This window comes from Turicibacter sp. St.80E1 (assembly GCF_059728495.1).
On record NZ_AP039386.1, the window covers coordinates 885330 to 904796 of the forward strand.

Sequence of the window (19467 nt, forward strand, 5' to 3'; positions counted from 1 at the left end):
CAGCAAAACAAAAAAAAACATCGTAAAGATGTTTTTTTTTAATTTGCTTCTGCCGTATCAACAGGGTGAATGGTGACGGTTGTTCCGACTGTTTCTAAATCTCCAATGATGTCTCCCTCTTGATTTAAACCAATAAGAGAAAAGTTTTCTCCTGTAAAATCAGTTGAGTAGGCCATCCAGATATAAGTTCCTTCGATATTTGATTCAAATACTTTAGCACTGTGAGCAATTTGGAAGGTTGGCTCCGTGACTAATACTTCGAAAAGGTCAGGATTTGTTGTAACACCGGCGTAAATGGTATAAGGGATGGCATCAGATTTTTTTAGGGAAACATACGTTAACCCCGCTTGCTCCTCAAGTGAAGTTGTTTCATATTGGATCGCGCTGTCAATGTATTCGTATCCTAAAAGATTCCGATTTAAAAACGCGAGAGATAGCTGCTCCTCACCAGGTGTCCGATAAAGTAAAATCGACCCATCGTTTGTTTTCTTTTCGTAAAGGACTTCAAGAGTATTTAACCCGGCAATGGTCATCGCTTCTTGTGTCGTTTGAGCTCCTAAACGATTGTATACGAAAAAGGCAACAAGTAGAATAGTGATACATCCAGATAAAATAGCAATAAATTTTTTCACGTTGGTCAATCCTCTCTTCTTATAATTGAACGCAAGATATACATGGATATATCTAAAGTATATCCGCCGCCATCTCTTTTAGGACAAAGATGACACAACTAGACAAAAGAAGTGAGGAGCAAAGGAACCGTTTGATTTACTCAAAAAAAGTCAGCGTCTTGCTTTCATCCTGCTCTTGTTTTAAGTCAATGATTTGAGTCTTTAGATGATGATACCATTTCAGGTAATAGCGCAAGTGTTTAAGGTCCATACAAGCTGTATAACGCGTCTCAAACTCTTCTCCTTGTGTTTGCTTTAAAATCCCAGGAAGGAGGGCGACATTTCCTAGAATGTGAAAGCAATGAGTTACCGTCGATAGCGGCTGTTGAGTCCATTGAAGATGGTGTTTTAAATACCCCGCCCGGATAAAGCGTGAGGGAGAGGAATCATCTCCTGGGAGGGGAGGAGCCGTTTGGCTATCTTTGAGATAGGGGGAAATGTTGATTAATTGTTGATCGAAGGTTGGCCCATTAGTTAGAACCCCAATAGGGTTATCATAAATACATAGGCCTGATTCCGTTTGTTCGACGACGATTGACTCACCAGTTTTATCGCAAAACATCCAGTGAATTTGAGTGGTTTTAGCAAAGGGATGATCCTCGGGGGCCACAATATTGAGTTGATGAATGGCCGCCTTTAATTCGGTGACAGAAGAAAACTGCGATAAACAATAGAAGGAGACATCGGTAGGTAAGAGATTGATGCCATCGGAAATGAGGGCTTTATTCCACACGCAGGCGTCAGGTAAATTTAAAATGGCACCTGATAGCCCCTTTTCATTCATGCCATCTACTAGGACATGGGTTCCTTCATGCCATAGCATCATGCCAATGATCGAATATCGGGTTTTAAAGGTGTTGAGCGTTGGTTCAAGCGGGGAGCTATAATTTCTTGGAATTTTAGCTAACTTTAATTGACTGGTCGAATCATAATCAAAGTTTCTTGCTAAAAATGCGTGGTCTGTTTGATGCTTGATTGAGATTGCTGTACACATCGTATAAGGTTGTCATCATCGAATAAAAGGCACAACATTTGATTCAGGTCAGTTGACTTCTTTTTACATGAAGCGTGATGGGACAAGCTGCCCCCGAACCCGCCATCTCTTAGAGAGAGGTAGCCATTTTATCACATGAACAACCGGATTCACCATCCTTTCTCTGTTTTATTATGGTTGGGTTCTATTTCTTTAATGAGTGATTGGAAATAGAACCTATTTTTAAATAGATAACCTTTAGTATACCGTCATGTTACTGCGTTTTCAATTGAATTTTAGTGCCCCCTTCTTTTGTGAGAGCGGCGGGGTGTTGAAGCGTTACAGTGTTTTTGTACAGATTCGCATGCTATGAAAAAAGTGGAAAGAGAAGAGTGGAATGTCTTTTTGTATAAATGAATATCTTTAGGTGGGGGTTTTAATCGTCTTAAGCGAGATAGATAAGGGAGGCTAAAGTGAAGGGTGAAAAAAATAATGTCTAAAAAACCACTTTGGCCCATACAATGACAATGTAGTAAAAAAGACGACTACAATCGAATATCTTTGATAAAAGGGGAAATGGATTCATGAGATTAAATCATCAATTCTGCACAACGCTTCAGGGGTTAAATTTAGAAGAGTTGTTAGGAAAATACGCTTGTCGCGAGTATGTCTATCATCAATTAGAAGCGTATGGGGCATCTAATTATAGTCTTTTAGTGCCTAATCATCTAAAAGTGGACCATTATCGTGACGGGTATGATTTTATTGCTTATGAGGGAAGCCAATGTCAGGATTATATGCTTGCTCCATTGGTGGTAACGATTCGTAATCGACGATTAGATTTGGCCTCTTTTCATACGAAATCGGATCAACGAAAATTTTTAAAACAGTTGGTAAAACGTGAATTAAACCAGGTGGGAATTGATGAGTTAGTGGAGACGGTGATTGATGGTCATCCAGCACTTGTTATTCGGGAGTCGGTAAAGCAGTTGGGGGTTGTGACGCGTGCATTCTTGATTTCACATCAACGATTATTACAGATTACCGTATCGTTTACAGGAAATTTTACAAACACGCTTGAGGTAACGGAGACTATTATTAAATCCTTTAAGGTTCATTCAACCCCGAGTCCACAAAATGCAACCTTGACGACTATGGAATCAACGTATGGAAAATTTGAATTAGAAGTCTCAAGGCCATTTCATGCAGATGTTCAGTATGTGATAACTTTATCACCTACTGGACATTTTTTTATGCACTAAAACGTAGAAACAGAGGGAGGCTTCCGAAGCTAGGGTCCTGTTTGGAATGGGCATCGTAGGCGATGCGGGCGTGGGTTTATTAATCGATGGTGTGTAACCATTGAAGGGGTGAATAAATCGGTCAACTTTTAACTTTTATTTCTTCTAAAGGTCTATCTAGGGATTAAAGGACATATATATGTGAATGGGAATGTCTAAATAATTAATCACATCACTACGAAAGGCTATAACAGATCCCAGTTATAGCCTTTTACATTGTCAACTTTTTTAGGCTTGTGGAATAAACTATAATAGATATCAATCATTAATTTGTCGCATGATGGAAGAGAGGGTTGCGTTGCAACAGGTTTAATCATCAAATCTATCAAATGGAAATGGTCTTTATATTTTAACCAGTGCTTCCTTCTGATGGTGGGGTAATGGTAAGAAAGTTGCCGGTGTCGCCATCCATGTTTTAAGAATCGTAAAAATTTATCTGCACAGGCATAAGGTTTTATCTAGCAAGGTAAATTTAAAAATCTGCTCGATGGATGAAGATGATTTTAACTCACTCTAACTCAAAGGGTTTGAGAGCGTGTTGAATCCGCATTTATAAACAAAATCATCTTTATGAGAACAGATTAAAGGAGCGAATTTTTAATGAAACAGGTGTTAGGTATGGTTTGGTTTTCATTGGCGATGTTATGTGTAGTTATTTTATTGAGCTTTGGAAACAGTAAGGCAGTATCTGTTGAAACCGAAGAGGAATGGGTTATTCCGCTTTCTGATGTACAGGTGGGTGAGTTAAATGAGTATTTTAGCGCATTAACGGTGACACACTTTTTAGATTATGAAGCGGATGAGGAACACACGCTTCAACTTTTGAACTTTTCCTCTTATATGCTTGAACTTGAGTATCCAGCCATGGTTGAACAGATGTTTAAAAATGAAGAGGTGTATGTCGCTTTCGATAAAAAGATGATGAAGTCATTAATTGATCATTATTTTAATGAAGACCTTGTCATTGATAATATCTATATTGATTTAGGGGATTATGTTGCACGTCCAGAAATTCCTGTTCATAAAGATGCGATTTATCCTGAGGTTTATCAGTGTCAGCAAAATGAGGATGGGACTTATACGATTGATTTAGATTTATATGAATTAGAGGATAGGATGTTAGGAGATCAACTGATTTTAGATAAAGGGTGGTCCATGACTGTTGATTGCCACAAGGTAGGAGCAGCTACCGTCGTTTTTGAACCTAATGGTGACAGTGGTTATATTGCTTCTTATCATCCGATTTACTTGAAATAAAAAAGCATCATAGGATGCTTTTTTTATGGTGAAGAGAGAGGACTAGTGGAGATCCTCAAGAATATGGTTGAGCTGTTGGAGTTGGAGCGTTAAAGTATGAAATTCGGTTTGTTGTTTTTTATAATCTATTCTCGCCTTCCAAAGTAACTCATACAATGGTTCAACGTCTGTTTCTAAAAAATTAGGGTTTCGTTCAATCACTTGAATTTGTGTATCGAGTTCTTCCATTCGTTGTTTTAATGTTTCTAAATTCTTTTGGACTTCCGAAGATTTGAAAAATAAATCATCATATGTTTCTTTTAGGCTCACAAGAATCCCTCCTATAGTTACTGTTAGTTTAACCTATTTTCAAAAGAATATAATTGAAAGAATTTAGTTTGTGATGAACGAACGGTATGCTAGGAGGAGATTCCTCATAAAATAGGAGAGATAAACCGTGAGTGATTAGGCATCGATGGAATCGTTAAGCATATTGGGATGAGCGTCATGTAGGCATTGATTAGAAGACACACAGGGATGGGGGTACAAATGGAACCATTTATTCAAGAGAGTTTAAGGATTATTAAAAGGGCGTCAGAAGATAACAAGTTAGTGGTTGTTGTTGGGGCGGGGGTGTCGATGCTCTCTCATTTTCCTTCGTGGAAGGAGGTTATTGACCAATTTGCCGGTCCTTTTTCTGAACAAAAAGAGAAGTACTCGCAAAATGAATATTTACGAATTCCACAAAAATATTATAATTTGCGCGGGCATAAAGAATATTATGATTTATTGCGGGATATTTTTGATTTGGATTTACAAAGTAATTTGATTCATGATGAGATTTTAAAACTAAATCCGGTCCATTTAATCACAACTAATTATGATGATTTACTAGAACAGGCTATTTATGCTAGAGGCTTATTTTATGATGTGATTGCAAAGGATGAGGAAGTTTCTCAGACGAGAACAAAGAAGTTTTTAATTAAGATGCATGGAGATGTTCGGCATCAGAATGTTGTTTTAAAAGAAAACGACTATCTTTCTTATAGCCGCCAGTTTCGTCTCATTGAAACGATGGTCAAATCAATTATTGCATCGAATACGACGCTCTTTGTTGGATATTCATTAAATGACCGTAATATGAAATTGATTTTAAATTGGGTGAAGGAATTACAAGGAAGTAGTTTTCAACCCGTTTATCTGCTTTATTTAGAACAGATGCTTGATCATAATAGTTTTGATTATTATAAATCTCAAGGTATTCATGTAATAGATGTGAATTATCTTCTAAAAGAGGCAGAAAAGTATCCGTATCTAGAACGTTATCGCTCATTTTTTCGGACACTCTCTTCGTTAAATTTAGAAAATATGTATCAACATGTGTCAAAGGAAGAAAAATTAACTTATCAGTTGCGTCCACTGATTGAGCTGAAACGGGCACGATTAAAGGATTTAAGGTTATTGATTGAGGACAAAGTTTCAGAATTAGGAGAGTTAACGTTGTTAGAAACGAGTCAGCTCAAAGATGAAACCTTTGAGTTATTAAAAAAAGCGGGAATTAGCCGCGTGTTTTCTAGGGATGGAGAGGTGTATGAGCTCAATAACAATAAAAAAAATTATTTAATGCCACCATATACGAGTATTTTATCGGAATGTTGTGTTAACGAGGGGGGGAGTTGGCAGCACTATCATCGAGCTTACTATCAGTTTAGACATGGTAATTGGTCCTACGCTTACGATTTATATAAGAAGACAGCTGTTGAGGCGTTTAAGAGCCGACATTATTTACTTTATTTTTTAGCTCAGTTTAATCGGTATTTCGTAGGGAAATTAATTGTTTCGCGTTTAGCGCCGGAAGAGGGTTTAGGGGTTGCTGATGAGATTTCTCAGCTGAATTTGGAATTACTCTATTATCATTTGCCGGCTAGTTTTAAGAGAAAGTATGTTTTTTTAGCTGATTTGAGTAATTTTTCTTTTATTAATCAGTATTTAAATGAGGTACTTGTTTTAACGGATGATTTGACCAAGGGGTCTTCTCAATTAGAGCAGGTGCAATTTAAAATTCAAGAATTATTTGAATTTATTGATGAAAATAAGTTAGTCATTAATCATTGTCAGGAGGTGACTTACTTATATAAAAAATATATAGAGATGCGTTTGATGCAAGGTGCTCAAGAACTTGATTCGTTTACCCTTTATTTAATGATTCATTATATGAGCCGTAAAGAACTTCAAAGTTTAATCGCTCGAATGGGAATCACGCGTTTACAGACAAAACATGTGGATGAATTAATAGAGTATGGTCAACAAGTTTTTTCTTTATTAACGAATCGGGCGCTTTCAAAAGAGATTGAGCAGGGAATTTGTAGAATGAGGCAAACACTATTAGAGGTGTATGGATTATTGTCTATGGATGATGAACAATTGATTCGAATGGTTCGTTTTTTATTTGGTCAAGTGATGGTCTCTACCACGATTGGGGAGTGCCTTGAATTTTTAACGTCACGTCCTCAACTGTGTCCGGTGATTGAGGGGATGATTGAGCAACAGTTAATACGGCACTTTGTAGGGAGACATGTCCTTCATGAATTTTTGGACGTGGAATATGTGAAGTTAGCCTCCTTTTTAACGGGACCAAATGGTGAGTTATCTTCACTTGTAAGGATGTATCTCAATCAATTAACGGATGATGAGCTCATTATGTTATTTAATATCACCTTATCGGATGTACGTGAGCGGATCGTATTGGAATTAGAGAGAAGGTGGCAGTCTTGCTTTAATTTTAGATCGATTCAACAGGCAATCGAGGCTCAAATTGAGATGGATTACCAACAGTTTTCTAATGGTATTTACCATCATTTACAACGTGCTCCAAAAGATTTAATAACGGTAGCGCAGTGGATTTTATGTCAGTATTTAAGAGAGGACGGATTCGAGGAGTTAATGGAACAAGATAAGAAGGCTCATTTTTTAATTCATTACCACGAAGGAGCCTTATTAATGATTGAAGATGAATGGTTATTTGAACTCCCTGTTGCTATTCACCGGCAATTGGCACAGAGCCCTTATAGGAAAGACATAACTGGACGGTTAATTCAAAACATTAGGGATGGGAAGGCACCCTCGCATTGGATTAAACTTTTCTTTGATGTTTATGAACACCTTCATCACTAAAATGGAAAGTAAGCACGTAATATAAACATGTCTATTATGACCTCCATCTTTGAGCTATACTGTAGCTATCAAAGAAAAGGAGGTCTATTTTTTATGAAAGAAAATCCTATTATAGTTCCAGTCGCATTGAGTGACTCTAATTTAAAGTCTAATTCAGTATCTGAGACTAATAAAAATACACCTGTTTGTCACTTTAAAATTAAGGATGCTGAAGTTACGTTTTACAATGGTGTGAACAAATATATCTTACATACTGTTCTAGCGGAGATGTCTAAGTATGCTCGTTGATTTTACTACGGTTCAAAATATCTTTATCATTTGTGGCCATACTGATATGCGTTGTGGGATTGACGGTTTAGCTAGTGTTGTCTCGGATAAATACAACTTAGATTTATTTAATGATGCCATCTTCTTGTTTTGTGGAAGAAAAAAGGATCGATATAAAGCTTTGTACTGGGATCGTGATGGATTTATGTTATTGTACAAACGAATTGAAAATGGAAATTTACAATGGCCTAAAGATCAAGACGAAGTTAAGAAATTAACGGCCCAAGAACTCCGTTGGTTATTAGAGGGGTTATCCATTCAACAACCCAAAGCCATTAAACCTGCTAAAACAGGATGTTTATACTAATAGAAATAAGGGATTTTCGACAAAAATCTCTTATTTCTATTTTCATAAGTTGTAAGATTAGGTATACTAATCTTACAACGAAACCTTTTTGAAAGCAGGCGAATTTGATGACAGAACTTGAACAACAATTAATGAAACAAAACAAAGACTTACTTGCGCAAAATCAAGAACTTTTAGAACAAGTTCGCCAATTAAATGAACAAATTCAATGCATGACTAAAAAACTATTTGGATCTTCGAGTGAAAAGACTAAAGTAGCCGATGGCCAAATTTCATTATTTAATCCAGATAATTTTTTGAAGAGACAGAGACAACTGAAGACCAAACCGTCGAAGAAATAACCTATCGACGTAAAAAACAAAAGGGAAGGAAGGCAGAATTAATCAAGGACTTACCGATTGAGGAAATCCATTGTCAATTACATGGAGAAGACTGCTTATGTACAAATTGTGGAAACGAAATGAAACGGATAGGAAAAAAGGTCATTCGTGACGAAGTTTGTTTCGTTCCAGCCCGATTATATAAAAAGCGATACATTAGTTACGCGTATGCATGTGATTGTCATGATGCATCGATCGAAGCTAAACCGATTCGTTGTGCCGAAACTCCAAAAGCTCCGATTCAAAGAAGCTTTGCCGGAGCGAGTGTGTTAGCTGAAGTTTTTCATCAAAAATATGTCTTAAGTATTCCTTGTTATCGACAAGTATCAGAATGGGCACGCTATGGATTAAGTGTGAGTGATAAGACGCTCTCAAATTGGATAATCACTACCTCTTATGATTGGTTACTTCCGATTTATGAGCGATTGAGAGATGAACTAGTTCAACAGACCGTTTTACACGCAGATGAAACACCGTATCAAATTTTAAATCGAGCGGATGGAAAACCTGCCACCTCTCAATCAAGGATTTGGTTATTTAGAACCATCAAAAATGCCCAACATCCTGTAGCTTATTACCACGCTGATCTAACACGTGAACGCGCGGTGGCAACCACTATCTTAGAAGGATTTAAAGGTTATCTTCACTGTGATGGGTATTCGGGCTATAAAAATATTCCCAACGTGAAATTAGTTGGATGTTGGGCTCATGTCAGAAGAAAGTTTTTTGAGATACCTGGGAATAATGGTAAGGCAAAAAAGGCAGTCGAATACTGCGATCAAATCTTTCGTTTTGAAAAGACGATTAAAGATTTATCTCCTGAGCAACGTCAAAAACAGCGCCAACTGATCATCAAACCAGTCATCGAAGAATTTTTCAAGTGGCTCGAATCCTTCTATGTGATGAAAGGAAAACTTCAAACAGCGGTTATGTATGCCCTCAATCAAAAGGTAGAGCTTTTGCGCTTTTTAGATGATGGAAATCTTGAAGCCTCGAATAATCTAGCTGAACAAGCAATTCGCCCTATCGCGATTGGCCGTAAAAACTACCTTTTTTCAACCAGTATGAAGGGTGCGACTGCCAATGCGATGGCATATACTATCATTGAGACAGCCAAGGAAAATAGTCTAAATCCATCCAAATATCTCACTTATCTTTTTGAAAAACTACCTAATACGGACTTCATACGAAATCCAGGCGTATTGGTGGACTTTTTGCCATGGGCAAAAACAGTCCAAGAGATTTGTCGGTAACAATATAAAATAATAGCTACCAACTCTGTACCTTTAGTTTACAGGAGTGGTAGCTATTTTTGTATCCGTGTTATTATTACGTGCTTACAATGGAAACAGGGACTGTTTCCATTTTTTATGTTGTTTTTATTGTACAGGGGAGAGTGGACATTCAATTAATGAGGCCTAAAAATATTTCTATTTTATAGGACAAATGGTTCATTTTCTTGATTGAATGCATATAATGAAGTATGAAGAAAAGGCGCCATAGCCAAGAGGTAAGGCATGGGACTGCAACTCCCCGAGCATCGGTTCGACTCCGATTGGCGCCTCCATTAAAAGAAAATAGAAAAGGCGCCATAGCCAAGAGGTAAGGCGTGGGACTGCAACTCCCTGAGCATCGGTTCGACTCCGATTGGCGCCTCCATTAAAAGAAAATAGAAACAGGCGCCATAGCCAAGAGGTAAGGCGTGGGACTGCAACTCCCTGAGCATCGGTTCGACTCCGATTGGCGCCTCCATTAAAAGAAAATAGAAATAGGCGTCATAGCCAAGAGGTAAGGCAGGGAATATTATTTCCAATGCATCGGTTCGACTCCGATTGATGCCTCCATTTTCTTGACGTTAGAGTAAAAAGGAATCCGTAGAAAGAAATTTTTACGGATTCTTTTTTTATAGAAAAATGAGAGATAACGGAGTGTTATTACCAAAATTTAGTGTATTTTCACCGCGAGATTCGTATATTTTAGAGGGGATTCGCGTATGCTATTAGTAGGACAAAGGGGGAGAGATAGAATGGCTCATAAACTAAAGGGGATTTTAGAAAATGACGATGTTTTTTACCAAACGGAGGGAGATAATAAGCTGACGTTTAGAAAAAATCAGCAGCTGTGTCAGAATAAATCTCATATGGAGTTTTTAAGTTATTTAAAATCGACTTGTTGTCATCACAAAGAACAGGGGGATGTTCGAAAAGTAGCATGTAAAGCGATGCCTTTAGTTGAATCGCCGATGCATCATCAATTAATATTGACGATGCGTACTCAATATGATGCTCGTCCAAATAGTTAAAGGTGATTAGATTTAATCTTATGGCGTGAAGTTTGATAAGATCTATAAAAGAAGTGGATTCTAGTATGTATGCTTTGATTCGCTTCTTTTTTTTTAATAATGACGATTCTTAAGGAAGGGGTTGTCGATTTCAAGTCAGACGGTTTTAAAAATATCTTTTTTCAACGGAGGATGACGGGCGAGAGTCGAATAGTTGTCAAATGCCAGGATTAGGTCCCCTTTGTGTAGGCATTTTTTTCGAGCTCTCATTGGGTCAGGAAAAGGGGATAGGTATAAAAAAATAAACCATATAGATCTTCTATTTTTCAGAGAGGTAAAGAATAGTATGAATTTAAAGTTTAAGCGACAAAATTCTCCTTTTTAGTAGATTAATTAGGTAAGCACACATATTATATGTAGTGTAGAGGATTGAAGTAGATGGTATGAGAATTCTTTTAGGAATCTATATTTTTATTTATTCTTAATCCCATCTCACCTGAACAACCTACTCAAACTTTATTTTCATTTTTAATCCCTACTCGTGATGATTAGGGATTAAAATAAGTAGTATTTTGTCGAGTTTTGTTATATTATTTTTGATAGATGCTCTTTCCTCCTGCTGATACGGATAATTATTAGGAAATGGGAGGGGGATGCACATTAACAACACAAAGAATTTATGTCTTAATCTATGGGTCGAATAGTTTTAAGGGGTAACTTTTTTTAGCTTTGAGGTTATGGTTTGAAATTAGAAGGAGGCGGGTTTTTATGGAGTTTATGCAAGTTCCTATTTTTGCTCCTTTACATGAGTATGATGCGGCGGGGATGTTTACTCTTCCTCATTTAGTAGCCTTATTTATCTGTGTTTTCGCGTTGGTCATCGGATTACGCGTGTCCTTTCGCTATTTATCTGAAAATCATTTAATAAGAGTTACACGCGTGATTGCTTGGGTTGTTACTTTGTTAGAATTAGTTAAAATAGGGTACAAGTTTTATTATGGATATACTGAAATCGATTCATGGCTTCCTCTTTCCTTTTGTTCATTATTTATTTATGCGTCTTTTATGAGTGGCTACGGGAAAGGGGTTATTAAAAGGTTAGGGGAGTCGTTTATTATAATAGGGGGGATTGTTGGGGGTGTTAGTTTTTTATTGATGCCCACAACGTCTTTGATGAATTATCCCATCTGGCATTTTTTAAGTCTTCATAGTTTAATATTTCATGTTCTCATGATTTACTTAAATGTTTTATACCTTCGCTATGTGCCAGAGTTAATTTGTTTGAAAAGCTACGGTTACTTTAGTGCCTATTTTTTGGGGGCAACGATGATTTGCCTTATTTTAAATAAATATTATGAAGCTAATTTGATGATTATCCAGAAACCATTACGGATTCCAATTGCGTTTGTTCAGGACATTTACCGGTATCAACCGTCTTTATATACCCTATTGGCAATTACGAGTTATCTGTTAGCACCTGCCCTATTTATGATGGGGATAAAGTTCTTTTTCACACATAGGGTGGTCACTAAACGACAAGAGGAGACAACCTCTAAATGAAATCCCTGTGAAAGTAATAGGCGCGCAAGATTATTTGTCATTGATCACTCGAGAAGAAAAGCGATAAAAAGGGACCCTTTTGATTTGATACTGGAGAGATTAGCTTTTTTAAGTTAAAAATTATGGCTGAGGATTAGGTTAGGTTCATTTGGTTTCGCGTTCTCCTTCCTTAGGGAAAGATTTAATAAAAAAGGCAATAGATGTTTAATAAACTTTCATTTATGTTATAATAATCATATAAAATTGAAAATAAAGGGGATGTTTGGATGAAAAAATCAGCACCAATTATAATGGGTATTTTATTTATCATTGTGGTTATAGCAGGTTTTTTTATTTCAAGTTATAACGGGATTGTCTCTGCTGAGGAAAATGTAGATGGACAGTTTGCTGCGGTAGAAACTCAATTACAACGTCGATTTGATTTAATTCCCAATTTAGTTAATGCAACAAAAGGTTATATGGAGCATGAGAAAGAAGTTTTTACATCAATCGCAGATTCTCGTGCAAAACTAGCTGGTGCAAAGACAATCAACGATAAGGTTGAAGCATCTAATGAATTAGAAGGTGCACTTTCAAGGTTATTGATGATTACTGAAAACTATCCGGCCTTAAAGGCTGATGCTCAATTCCAAACATTAATGGATGAATTAGCAGGAACGGAAAATCGAATTAGTGTAGAGCGTAATCGTTACAATGAATCGGTTAAAATGTTTAACTCAAAAATTCGTAAGTTCCCAACAAGTGTCGTTGCACGTTTAATGGGTGTAGAAAAACGAGATTATTTTGAGGCACAATCTGGTGCGGAACAGGCTCCAAATGTAGAGTTTTAAGAAGGAAGGGTTGCATGGAGAGCAACCTTTTTTCGGGTAGTTAAGGGGATGTTATGAATGCAAATTATAAATAATAAACATGTAGTAGTATGTCGGAATTTCAAAAGGTTCATTCGCTTTTTCGTTCTCGTGTGCTTTATAAGCAGTTGTGCTGCTTTTTGGCCACTTAAAGGACAAGCCGCTATTCAACCATCCGAAAATTTTTATGTGACGGATCAGGCGCACGTATTGAGTGAACAGGCAAAGGAACATATTTTAACGATTAATCGTGCATTTGAAAAAACGAAGGAGCAACCACAATTAGCGGTTGTAACCCTTAATAGTTTAGAGGGGAAAGACATCGAAAGTTATGCTGTGAATCAGTTTGAGATGATGAAACTCGGAAATAGGCAATATGATAATGGCGTGCTCGTTTTATTAGCAGTAAAAGATAGAGAGATACGCGTGGAAGTAGGTTATGGATTAGAAGGGATTTTGCCTGATGGAAAAGTTGGGCGAATCATTGATGCCTCCATGAATGATCTATCATTAGGGGACTATTCGGAAGCAATCACTAATATTTTTAATCAATTGGTCCTCGCCGTTCAAGAGGAGTATGGATATGAAGATATTTTTGAGGGGCATCTTACATCGATTGATGAGGGGGCCTCAATTCATCCCGTTTTTATGATGGTGGGCTTTGTGGTGACGTTTGTTATCTATCTCTTTATCTGCCGAATCCTTGGACTGGATGCTATAGATACGTTATTTGTGATATTAAGTATTTTTTCTAATGTCTCCTCTTCTTCAACATCTGATTCTTCATCCTCACGGGGGGGAGGCGGCCAATCGGGTGGCGGGGGTGCCTCAAGAAAGTTTTAGTTGATGACATTAAAGTGGCAGTATGATGGAAGAACCTTTTATAAGGTGCGTAAGGTGGGCACTCTCTTTGTTAATTGTAGGAAATTTATTTCTAACGGTATTCGTTTGATAGTGAGTAGGTTAGATGGCTTTAAAAAGGAGCTTAAACTAGGTTTAAGCTCCTTTTTAATATTCGGTTAGTTTAATAGAGATGATTTTTTCATTTTGATTCATGTCAGAAAATAGGGTTGTTGAGTCGAGTGATTTGTTTAATCGTTTAGTGGAAAGATGAAAAGATATTTCACGAATATCCCCCATCACGGAGATAAGTTCAAGATCAAGTATTTTAGCGTGATATTTAAGGGAGATTTCATTTAAAAACTGAAGAGTTTCGGTTAATTCTTTGCATTTAATATGGATAGAGAAGCGTCGGTATTTTCCAAAGGGAATAAATGATGAGGCATGTTCGAAGACGGTTAACGTGATTAAAACGGAAAGGGATCCGACGATGGCGAGAATATATGCTCCGGCTCCGATGGTTAACCCTAAGCAGGCAACAACCCAAAGGCTAGCTGCAGTCGTTAATCCCTTAATTGTTGTCCCTTCTTTAATGATTGTCCCAGCACCTAAAAAACCAATTCCAGATATCACCTGTGCTCCAAGCCGTGACGGATCGATGTTAAACTGGGCAGCGATATGCGTGGAATTATAGGCGCCTAATTGCATGACGACGCAAGCACCGACGGATACGAGCATATGTGTTCTCAACCCTGCAGGACGATGGGTGTTTTCACGTTCCCATCCGATGAGTCCTCCGATAAACATTGAAAGTAGTGTCCTAAGTATTGTGTCGGTAAATAATTGATAATCCATAAGTGTTCCTCCCCGTTAAAGTCCTCTTAAAATTGTATGCTTCATCAGGCCTAAAAAGAAAAAAAATAAGAATATTTATTAAGGGGAAGGCCATTCTAAAGAAGAGATTTTTGGTTAATTGAGCATGATGGAGGTCATTTGAAAATGGAAAGTAAAGTACAATTTATTGATTTAGGCCAATTATCATCAAGAAAAGAATTATTAACAACGAATGACAAATATAAGTGTGTACAATTTAATTTTGAGACAGGAGAAGGCTTATCAAAGCATCGTCATAATGGTTATGCAACCGTTATTGTATTAAAAGGAAGCGTGAAAATGTCATTTGAAATGGAGAATATTCCATTAGCCGACGATGGTGTATTTGAATTAACTGAAAAAACGATGTTATCATTTGACGCCCGTGTGGTGCATGAGTTGGTTGCACTAACCCCTGCGCAGATTCTTGTGATACTCTCAGCACCATTAAGTTAAAGGGTGAAAAGGAGACCTACAGTGTAGGTCCCCCTTTTTAATTATTTATAGTCATGTAATTAATAACAAAGCTATAAACTAATTCATCTTCACTTGCAAATGAAGTTTTATAGTAAGTATGGTAATTAAAAGATTGAATGTAAACATTAGGATGTTCTTCTAACCATTTATTAATTGTTGATACCAAAATTTCTTCACCTGCTGTACTTGAAAAAATTTTAATCATTTATAGACCTCCTTTATCATGAGGAAATGATAATCTATCAAAATTCGGCTATCTAATTGCTAGGCGATAGATTATGGGTCCTCTCGTGATGGTTGATAGAATGAGATGTGTCTATTAGATAGAAATAGATGGATCTGTTGTATGTTTTGTGTGAGGTAAATTGTTAAAGGGATTGTGTGTCATATCTGATCTGTCTATTAAATGATATGTCTGATAAATTAAGAAAATGTCTTATTTTTAAAGAATGTCGTTTTAGGGAAAGAATTTTAGAAGAAAAATGGAAAGATTTTTACCTTTTGAGGGAAGAAGCGTTGTTTTAATGGAGGATGTTTTTTAAAATGAATAAAGAGTCCTATTGTTAAAGGTATTAAAGGAGTGTGAGGAATGAAAAAAAGATTAGTCATTTTATGTAGCATGGTAATTATTTTACTCGTGGGAATCGTTGTCTATTTTCAATTACCCCAATGGTTAGTTAGAGGGGGACTTTATTATTTGAAGGAGACGGAATATACGGCTATTTTAGATTCTAATAAATTAGATTTAGATGAGGATCAGAGGGTGATTGCGCAAGAAGTCTTGAACACGTTAGAATACACGGTAGGTCAAACTCATTTTGTAGAAAATGAGGCTTGGGTAGAGGCAGAGTTTGAAGTGATTGATATTCCCCAATTAATCATCGATGAGCGCAATGATATTTTGAAAAATACGTTATCTGATTGGCGACGCGTTATTGATGATCTTGTGAATGATCGGGTGCAGGGAACGATGACACGGCAGTTGGCAATGATTTTAACCCAAACAAAAGATAAGGATCGTCCGACTAAACGGTTGAGCGTAGAAATTCCTTTTGTACGTTCTTATTTAGGTTGGAAGCTTGATATCGATGATCAATGGGTGAAAAAAGTACTGACTGATTATCTCAATTAGGTATAGTGATGTAAGGCAAAGCATATGTTTCCTTAGGGAGCGTGATGCTTATGAAATTAAGTCGCATCGATATGTTTTGGGGGTGCCTACTCATTGCTGTAGGAATCGGATTTTTTGGTGACTCCTTACATCTTTGGAATTTTGAATTTTTCTTTTGCGGGTGGTGGACATTGTTTATTATTGTCCCTTCATTATGCAACATCCTAGAAGAAGGGGTGAAGCGTTTGAATGTTATAGGGTTATCCGTAGGAGGACTCCTGTTATTATCTAGTTGGAATTTATTATCTGCGGAACTTGTTGTTCCGGTCTTATTAATTATCGTTGGCGCTACTTTAATTTTTATCCGTTCTAACGAAGGGGGAGGGGAGTAACCTCTCTTTTTTCATGGAATTTTTTAAATGAGAAAATATTTAAATGTAACCTTGCGTTTTTATAGCGAGGGGGGTACAATAAGTATATATTAATAAACACCGGTTGAAACTTTATAGAAGAGCTTCCCTTAGTGGAACACCGAAGGAGTCATACTCTCAGGTACTTAGTTGTAAGTGTGGACTGTAAAGTGGACGGAACTCTGGAGAGACCTATTGATTTAGGCGCCGAAGGGGCAAGGCAAACTGCTCAATCTCTCAGGCAAAAGGACAGGGATCGGATCGATTTTTGAGACGTTTTTTAAAGCGTGCTCAATTTTATCCTACGCCACTCCAGGGTCATCTTATTGATGACTCTTTTTTTGTGGTTAGGAGACGTGAGAGCTTTAAAAAAAACATCCCTCTTTAGGCAACCCGCCGGGTGTGAAAAAGGAGACGATAAGATGATTAATTTTTTAGACCAGTTAGATAGTTTTATTTGGGGACCACCATTACTCGTATTATTAGTTGGAACCGGAATACTGTTGACCATTCGACTGAAACTCATTCAGTTGATTAAATTACCACATGCTTTAACGTTAATTTTTAAATCTGAAAACTCTGGAGAGGGGGACATTTCCTCGTTTAGTGCTTTATGCACAGCATTAGCAGCTACTGTAGGAACAGGGAACATTATAGGAGTTGCGACAGCATTGGCTGCAGGTGGACCCGGTTCATTATTTTGGATGTGGTTAGCAGCATTTTTTGGGATGGCAACGAAGTATGCCGAAGGTGTTCTAGCTATTAAGTACCGCCAATTAGATGAAAATCAAGAGGTTGCGGGTGGACCTATGTATTATATTACGAATGGAATGGGTAAAAAATATAAACCATTAGCGGTGTTTTTTGCTTTTAGTGGAATTTTAGTAGCTTTACTTGGAATCGGAACGTTTACCCAGGTAAACGCGATTACATCTAGTATTGAAAGTACCCTCCATATTAAAGCAGAGATTGTGGGTCTTATTTTAGCGGGTATTGTTTTAATTGTTACATTCGGTGGGATTAAGTCCATTTCTAAGGTAGCAGAAAAAGTGGTCCCGGTTATGGCAACAAGCTATTTGATCATTTGTGTGTTTATTTTGATTATTAATTATCAGTCTATTATACCTGCGTTTGAAATGATTTTTAAAGGGGCTTTTAATATGACAGCTGCAACAGGTGGTTTTGCGGGGGCAACTGTGGCGATGGCAATTCGTAATGGTGTGGCGCGAGGTGTCTTTTCAAATGAGTCAGGACTTGGAAGTGCACCTATTGCAGCTGCTGCAGCAAAAACGGAGTGGGCGGCAGAACAGGGCCTTATCTCGATGACCGGGACGTTTATTGACAGTTTGATTATTTGTACATTAACAGGTTTAACATTGATGGTTACCGGTGTTTGGCAGATGGAGGGTGTAGTTGCAAGTTCTTTAACAGAGAGGGCATTTAATACTGTTTTACCAACTATTTGGGGAGTCCCATTAGGTTCTATTCTATTAATGATTTGTTTAAGTTTATTTGCTTTTACAACCATTTTAGGGTGGAACTATTACGGGGAACGTTGTTGTCAGTTTTTATTCGGTGTCAAAAGTATAACGCCTTATCGTATTATTTTTGTTGTGATGATTGGAAGTGGCGCCTTTTTACAGTTAGAGGCCGTTTGGTTAATTGCCGATATTGTTAATGGTCTCATGGCGCTTCCTAATTTAGTAGCGATTATTGCCTTAAGTGGGGTTGTTGTTTCAGAAACACAATTATACTTGAATCACATTAAACAGCCTAACAATAACTTGGAATCAATAGAATTATAAGTAGTGAGTGGATCACTACTTTTTTTGTGCTGATGAAATAAAAAAAGTAATTAGTTTGATATAAAATGACAGATTTGACCCATAATAGGAGAAAAGAAATAGGAAAGGATGTCATTAAATGGATTTAAAAAAATACGACTCATTGCGTTCGTGCTCAGTAGCCGAACTTTATGAACATTTAAGACAGGCCAAGGAGAATGTCACCATTTATGTTGAAAAAATTGACCCTCATGTTTACTCCACACTGGATATCAATCTATTGAAAAATACTCAAATCATTTTATCTAAAAAGGCGTTAATGCTTGCTCCAGAACAATTTACAAGTTTCTTCCATGATGTTTTATTTGAATCTTTACAGATAGAGATAGATGTAAAAAGGGAATTAAAGTTTAAATATCAAAAATTTATTTGTCTCATCATGATCATTGCGTTCTCTTTATTATTTCTTCAACCCATGCATTCTTTTTTCTTAAAAGTCACTTTATTTACAGGGGTTATTTTGCTGTGCTTTTGGATGTATATTTTATTAAATCATCGGGCACTTATTAAGGTTTCGAATATAAAGAAACATTGTGATTTCAAGGTGATGAAAGATGGTTTTTTAGATTTATTGCCAAGCTTGTATCTCATCGATAATAAAATGTTCATTGGAACGAATTTGTTTACTTCAAATGGCTATCAAGACTTTTATGAGGTTCAGTCGGATGAGGTAGAAAATCAGATTAGGCTTATTTATGAAGAGTATGTTAATTCTCATTCATCAATCCGGGACGAATTTTTAATCGCACAATACATTGATAATATGCATCCTAATGATTTTATTTCTTTTTTAAGACAAGATTAGGTTGAAAAATTGACTGTGGGGAGAAAACACGTAAAATACTTGTAAAAAA

21 protein-coding genes, 4 tRNA genes and 1 riboswitch are annotated in these 19467 nt (G+C 36.9%); of the genes, 20 read left to right on the forward strand and 5 right to left on the reverse strand.

The features are described 5' to 3' along the window. Positions 1-38: 38 nt before the first annotated feature. Together AC6I0I_RS04370 and AC6I0I_RS04375 are read right to left on the reverse strand one after the other, a co-directional pair. A complete protein-coding gene (locus AC6I0I_RS04370) occupies positions 39-632 on the reverse strand; it encodes a hypothetical protein (RefSeq protein WP_161832868.1) in 594 nt (197 codons plus the stop codon). A gap of 136 nt (positions 633-768) precedes the next feature. Further along, the gene (locus AC6I0I_RS04375) at positions 769-1665 is read right to left on the reverse strand and encodes a linear amide C-N hydrolase (protein WP_262953648.1); all 897 of its coding nucleotides are present in this window, start codon (positions 1663-1665) and stop codon (positions 769-771) included. Positions 1666-2228: 563 nt separating this feature from the next. Here AC6I0I_RS04375 and AC6I0I_RS04380 point away from each other — a divergent pair. Both AC6I0I_RS04380 and AC6I0I_RS04385 read left to right on the forward strand, forming a co-directional pair. Then, positions 2229-2906, forward strand: a complete 678-nt coding sequence (locus AC6I0I_RS04380) for a hypothetical protein (protein ID WP_161832866.1) — start codon at positions 2229-2231, stop codon at positions 2904-2906. Positions 2907-3545: 639 nt separating this feature from the next. Further along, positions 3546-4202 (forward strand): hypothetical protein, encoded by a 657-nt coding sequence (locus tag AC6I0I_RS04385; RefSeq protein ID WP_262953649.1) that lies wholly within the window; start codon positions 3546-3548, stop codon positions 4200-4202. A gap of 42 nt (positions 4203-4244) precedes the next feature. Here the strand turns inward: AC6I0I_RS04385 and AC6I0I_RS04390 are convergent, their stop codons facing one another. Next, positions 4245-4511, reverse strand: coding sequence for a hypothetical protein (locus AC6I0I_RS04390; RefSeq protein ID WP_161832864.1), 267 nt, complete (start codon positions 4509-4511; stop codon positions 4245-4247). A gap of 219 nt (positions 4512-4730) precedes the next feature. On the opposite strand from AC6I0I_RS04390, the gene AC6I0I_RS04395 reads away from it, so the two are divergent. From AC6I0I_RS04395 to AC6I0I_RS04455, 13 genes are all read left to right on the forward strand, one after another. Further along, entirely contained in the window at positions 4731-7355 is a 2625-nt protein-coding gene (locus AC6I0I_RS04395) for an SIR2 family protein (protein WP_161832863.1), read from the forward strand. Positions 7356-7448: 93 nt separating this feature from the next. Further along, positions 7449-7643 (forward strand): hypothetical protein, encoded by a 195-nt coding sequence (locus tag AC6I0I_RS04400; RefSeq protein WP_262953811.1) that lies wholly within the window; start codon positions 7449-7451, stop codon positions 7641-7643. Further along, complete coding sequence (tnpB, locus tag AC6I0I_RS04405; protein WP_262953810.1) at positions 7633-7989, forward strand: IS66 family insertion sequence element accessory protein TnpB; 357 nt, start codon at positions 7633-7635, stop codon at positions 7987-7989. The genes AC6I0I_RS04400 and tnpB overlap by 11 nt, the downstream gene beginning before the upstream one ends. A 107-nt stretch (positions 7990-8096) precedes the next feature. After that, positions 8097-8330 carry an IS66 family transposase gene (locus AC6I0I_RS04410; RefSeq protein ID WP_262953809.1) on the forward strand — a complete coding sequence of 78 codons (234 nt, stop codon included), beginning with the start codon at positions 8097-8099 and terminating at the stop codon, positions 8328-8330. Further along, the gene (tnpC, locus tag AC6I0I_RS04415) at positions 8327-9622 is read left to right on the forward strand and encodes an IS66 family transposase (RefSeq protein ID WP_262953812.1); all 1296 of its coding nucleotides are present in this window, start codon (positions 8327-8329) and stop codon (positions 9620-9622) included. The genes AC6I0I_RS04410 and tnpC overlap by 4 nt, the downstream gene beginning before the upstream one ends. Positions 9623-9862: 240 nt before the next feature. After that, positions 9863-9936, forward strand: a tRNA-Cys gene (locus tag AC6I0I_RS04420). Between the two features lie 18 nt (positions 9937-9954). After that, positions 9955-10028: transfer RNA gene (locus tag AC6I0I_RS04425), tRNA-Cys, on the forward strand. A 19-nt stretch (positions 10029-10047) separates the two neighbouring features. Beyond that, positions 10048-10121: transfer RNA gene (locus tag AC6I0I_RS04430), tRNA-Cys, on the forward strand. A 19-nt stretch (positions 10122-10140) separates the two neighbouring features. Next, positions 10141-10213 (forward strand) — tRNA-Asn (locus AC6I0I_RS04435). Positions 10214-10395: 182 nt separating this feature from the next. Further along, positions 10396-10671 carry a hypothetical protein gene (locus AC6I0I_RS04440; RefSeq protein ID WP_161832936.1) on the forward strand — a complete coding sequence of 92 codons (276 nt, stop codon included), beginning with the start codon at positions 10396-10398 and terminating at the stop codon, positions 10669-10671. Positions 10672-11418: 747 nt separating this feature from the next. Beyond that, positions 11419-12210, forward strand: a complete 792-nt coding sequence (locus AC6I0I_RS04445) for a TMEM164 family acyltransferase (RefSeq protein WP_161832935.1) — start codon at positions 11419-11421, stop codon at positions 12208-12210. A gap of 266 nt (positions 12211-12476) precedes the next feature. After that, a complete protein-coding gene (locus AC6I0I_RS04450) occupies positions 12477-13040 on the forward strand; it encodes a LemA family protein (protein WP_161832696.1) in 564 nt (187 codons plus the stop codon). A 57-nt stretch (positions 13041-13097) separates the two neighbouring features. Then, complete coding sequence (locus tag AC6I0I_RS04455) at positions 13098-13901, forward strand: TPM domain-containing protein (protein WP_262953701.1); 804 nt, start codon at positions 13098-13100, stop codon at positions 13899-13901. Positions 13902-14066: 165 nt separating this feature from the next. On the opposite strand, the gene AC6I0I_RS04460 is transcribed toward AC6I0I_RS04455, so the two are convergent. Next, entirely contained in the window at positions 14067-14753 is a 687-nt protein-coding gene (locus AC6I0I_RS04460; RefSeq protein ID WP_161832694.1) for an MgtC/SapB family protein, read from the reverse strand. A gap of 144 nt (positions 14754-14897) precedes the next feature. Here AC6I0I_RS04460 and AC6I0I_RS04465 point away from each other — a divergent pair, with 144 nt between their 5' ends. Further along, on the forward strand, positions 14898-15227 hold the full coding sequence (locus tag AC6I0I_RS04465; protein WP_161832693.1) for a cupin domain-containing protein: 330 nt from the start codon (positions 14898-14900) through the stop codon (positions 15225-15227). A 37-nt stretch (positions 15228-15264) separates the two neighbouring features. On the opposite strand, the gene AC6I0I_RS04470 is transcribed toward AC6I0I_RS04465, so the two are convergent. After that, complete coding sequence (locus AC6I0I_RS04470; RefSeq protein WP_262953700.1) at positions 15265-15453, reverse strand: hypothetical protein; 189 nt, start codon at positions 15451-15453, stop codon at positions 15265-15267. A 384-nt stretch (positions 15454-15837) separates the two neighbouring features. Here AC6I0I_RS04470 and AC6I0I_RS04475 point away from each other — a divergent pair, with 384 nt between their 5' ends. From AC6I0I_RS04475 to AC6I0I_RS04490, 4 genes are all read left to right on the forward strand, one after another. Continuing rightward, the gene (locus tag AC6I0I_RS04475) at positions 15838-16380 is read left to right on the forward strand and encodes a hypothetical protein (RefSeq protein WP_161832691.1); all 543 of its coding nucleotides are present in this window, start codon (positions 15838-15840) and stop codon (positions 16378-16380) included. 50 nt (positions 16381-16430) lie between these two features. Continuing rightward, positions 16431-16751 (forward strand): LiaF transmembrane domain-containing protein, encoded by a 321-nt coding sequence (locus tag AC6I0I_RS04480; RefSeq protein WP_161832690.1) that lies wholly within the window; start codon positions 16431-16433, stop codon positions 16749-16751. 190 nt (positions 16752-16941) lie between these two features. Next, positions 16942-17032, forward strand: a riboswitch (glycine riboswitch). A 159-nt stretch (positions 17033-17191) separates the two neighbouring features. Further along, entirely contained in the window at positions 17192-18574 is a 1383-nt protein-coding gene (locus AC6I0I_RS04485; RefSeq protein ID WP_161832689.1) for an alanine/glycine:cation symporter family protein, read from the forward strand. Between the two features lie 118 nt (positions 18575-18692). After that, the gene (locus AC6I0I_RS04490; RefSeq protein ID WP_161832688.1) at positions 18693-19418 is read left to right on the forward strand and encodes a hypothetical protein; all 726 of its coding nucleotides are present in this window, start codon (positions 18693-18695) and stop codon (positions 19416-19418) included. Positions 19419-19467: the final 49 nt, after the last annotated feature.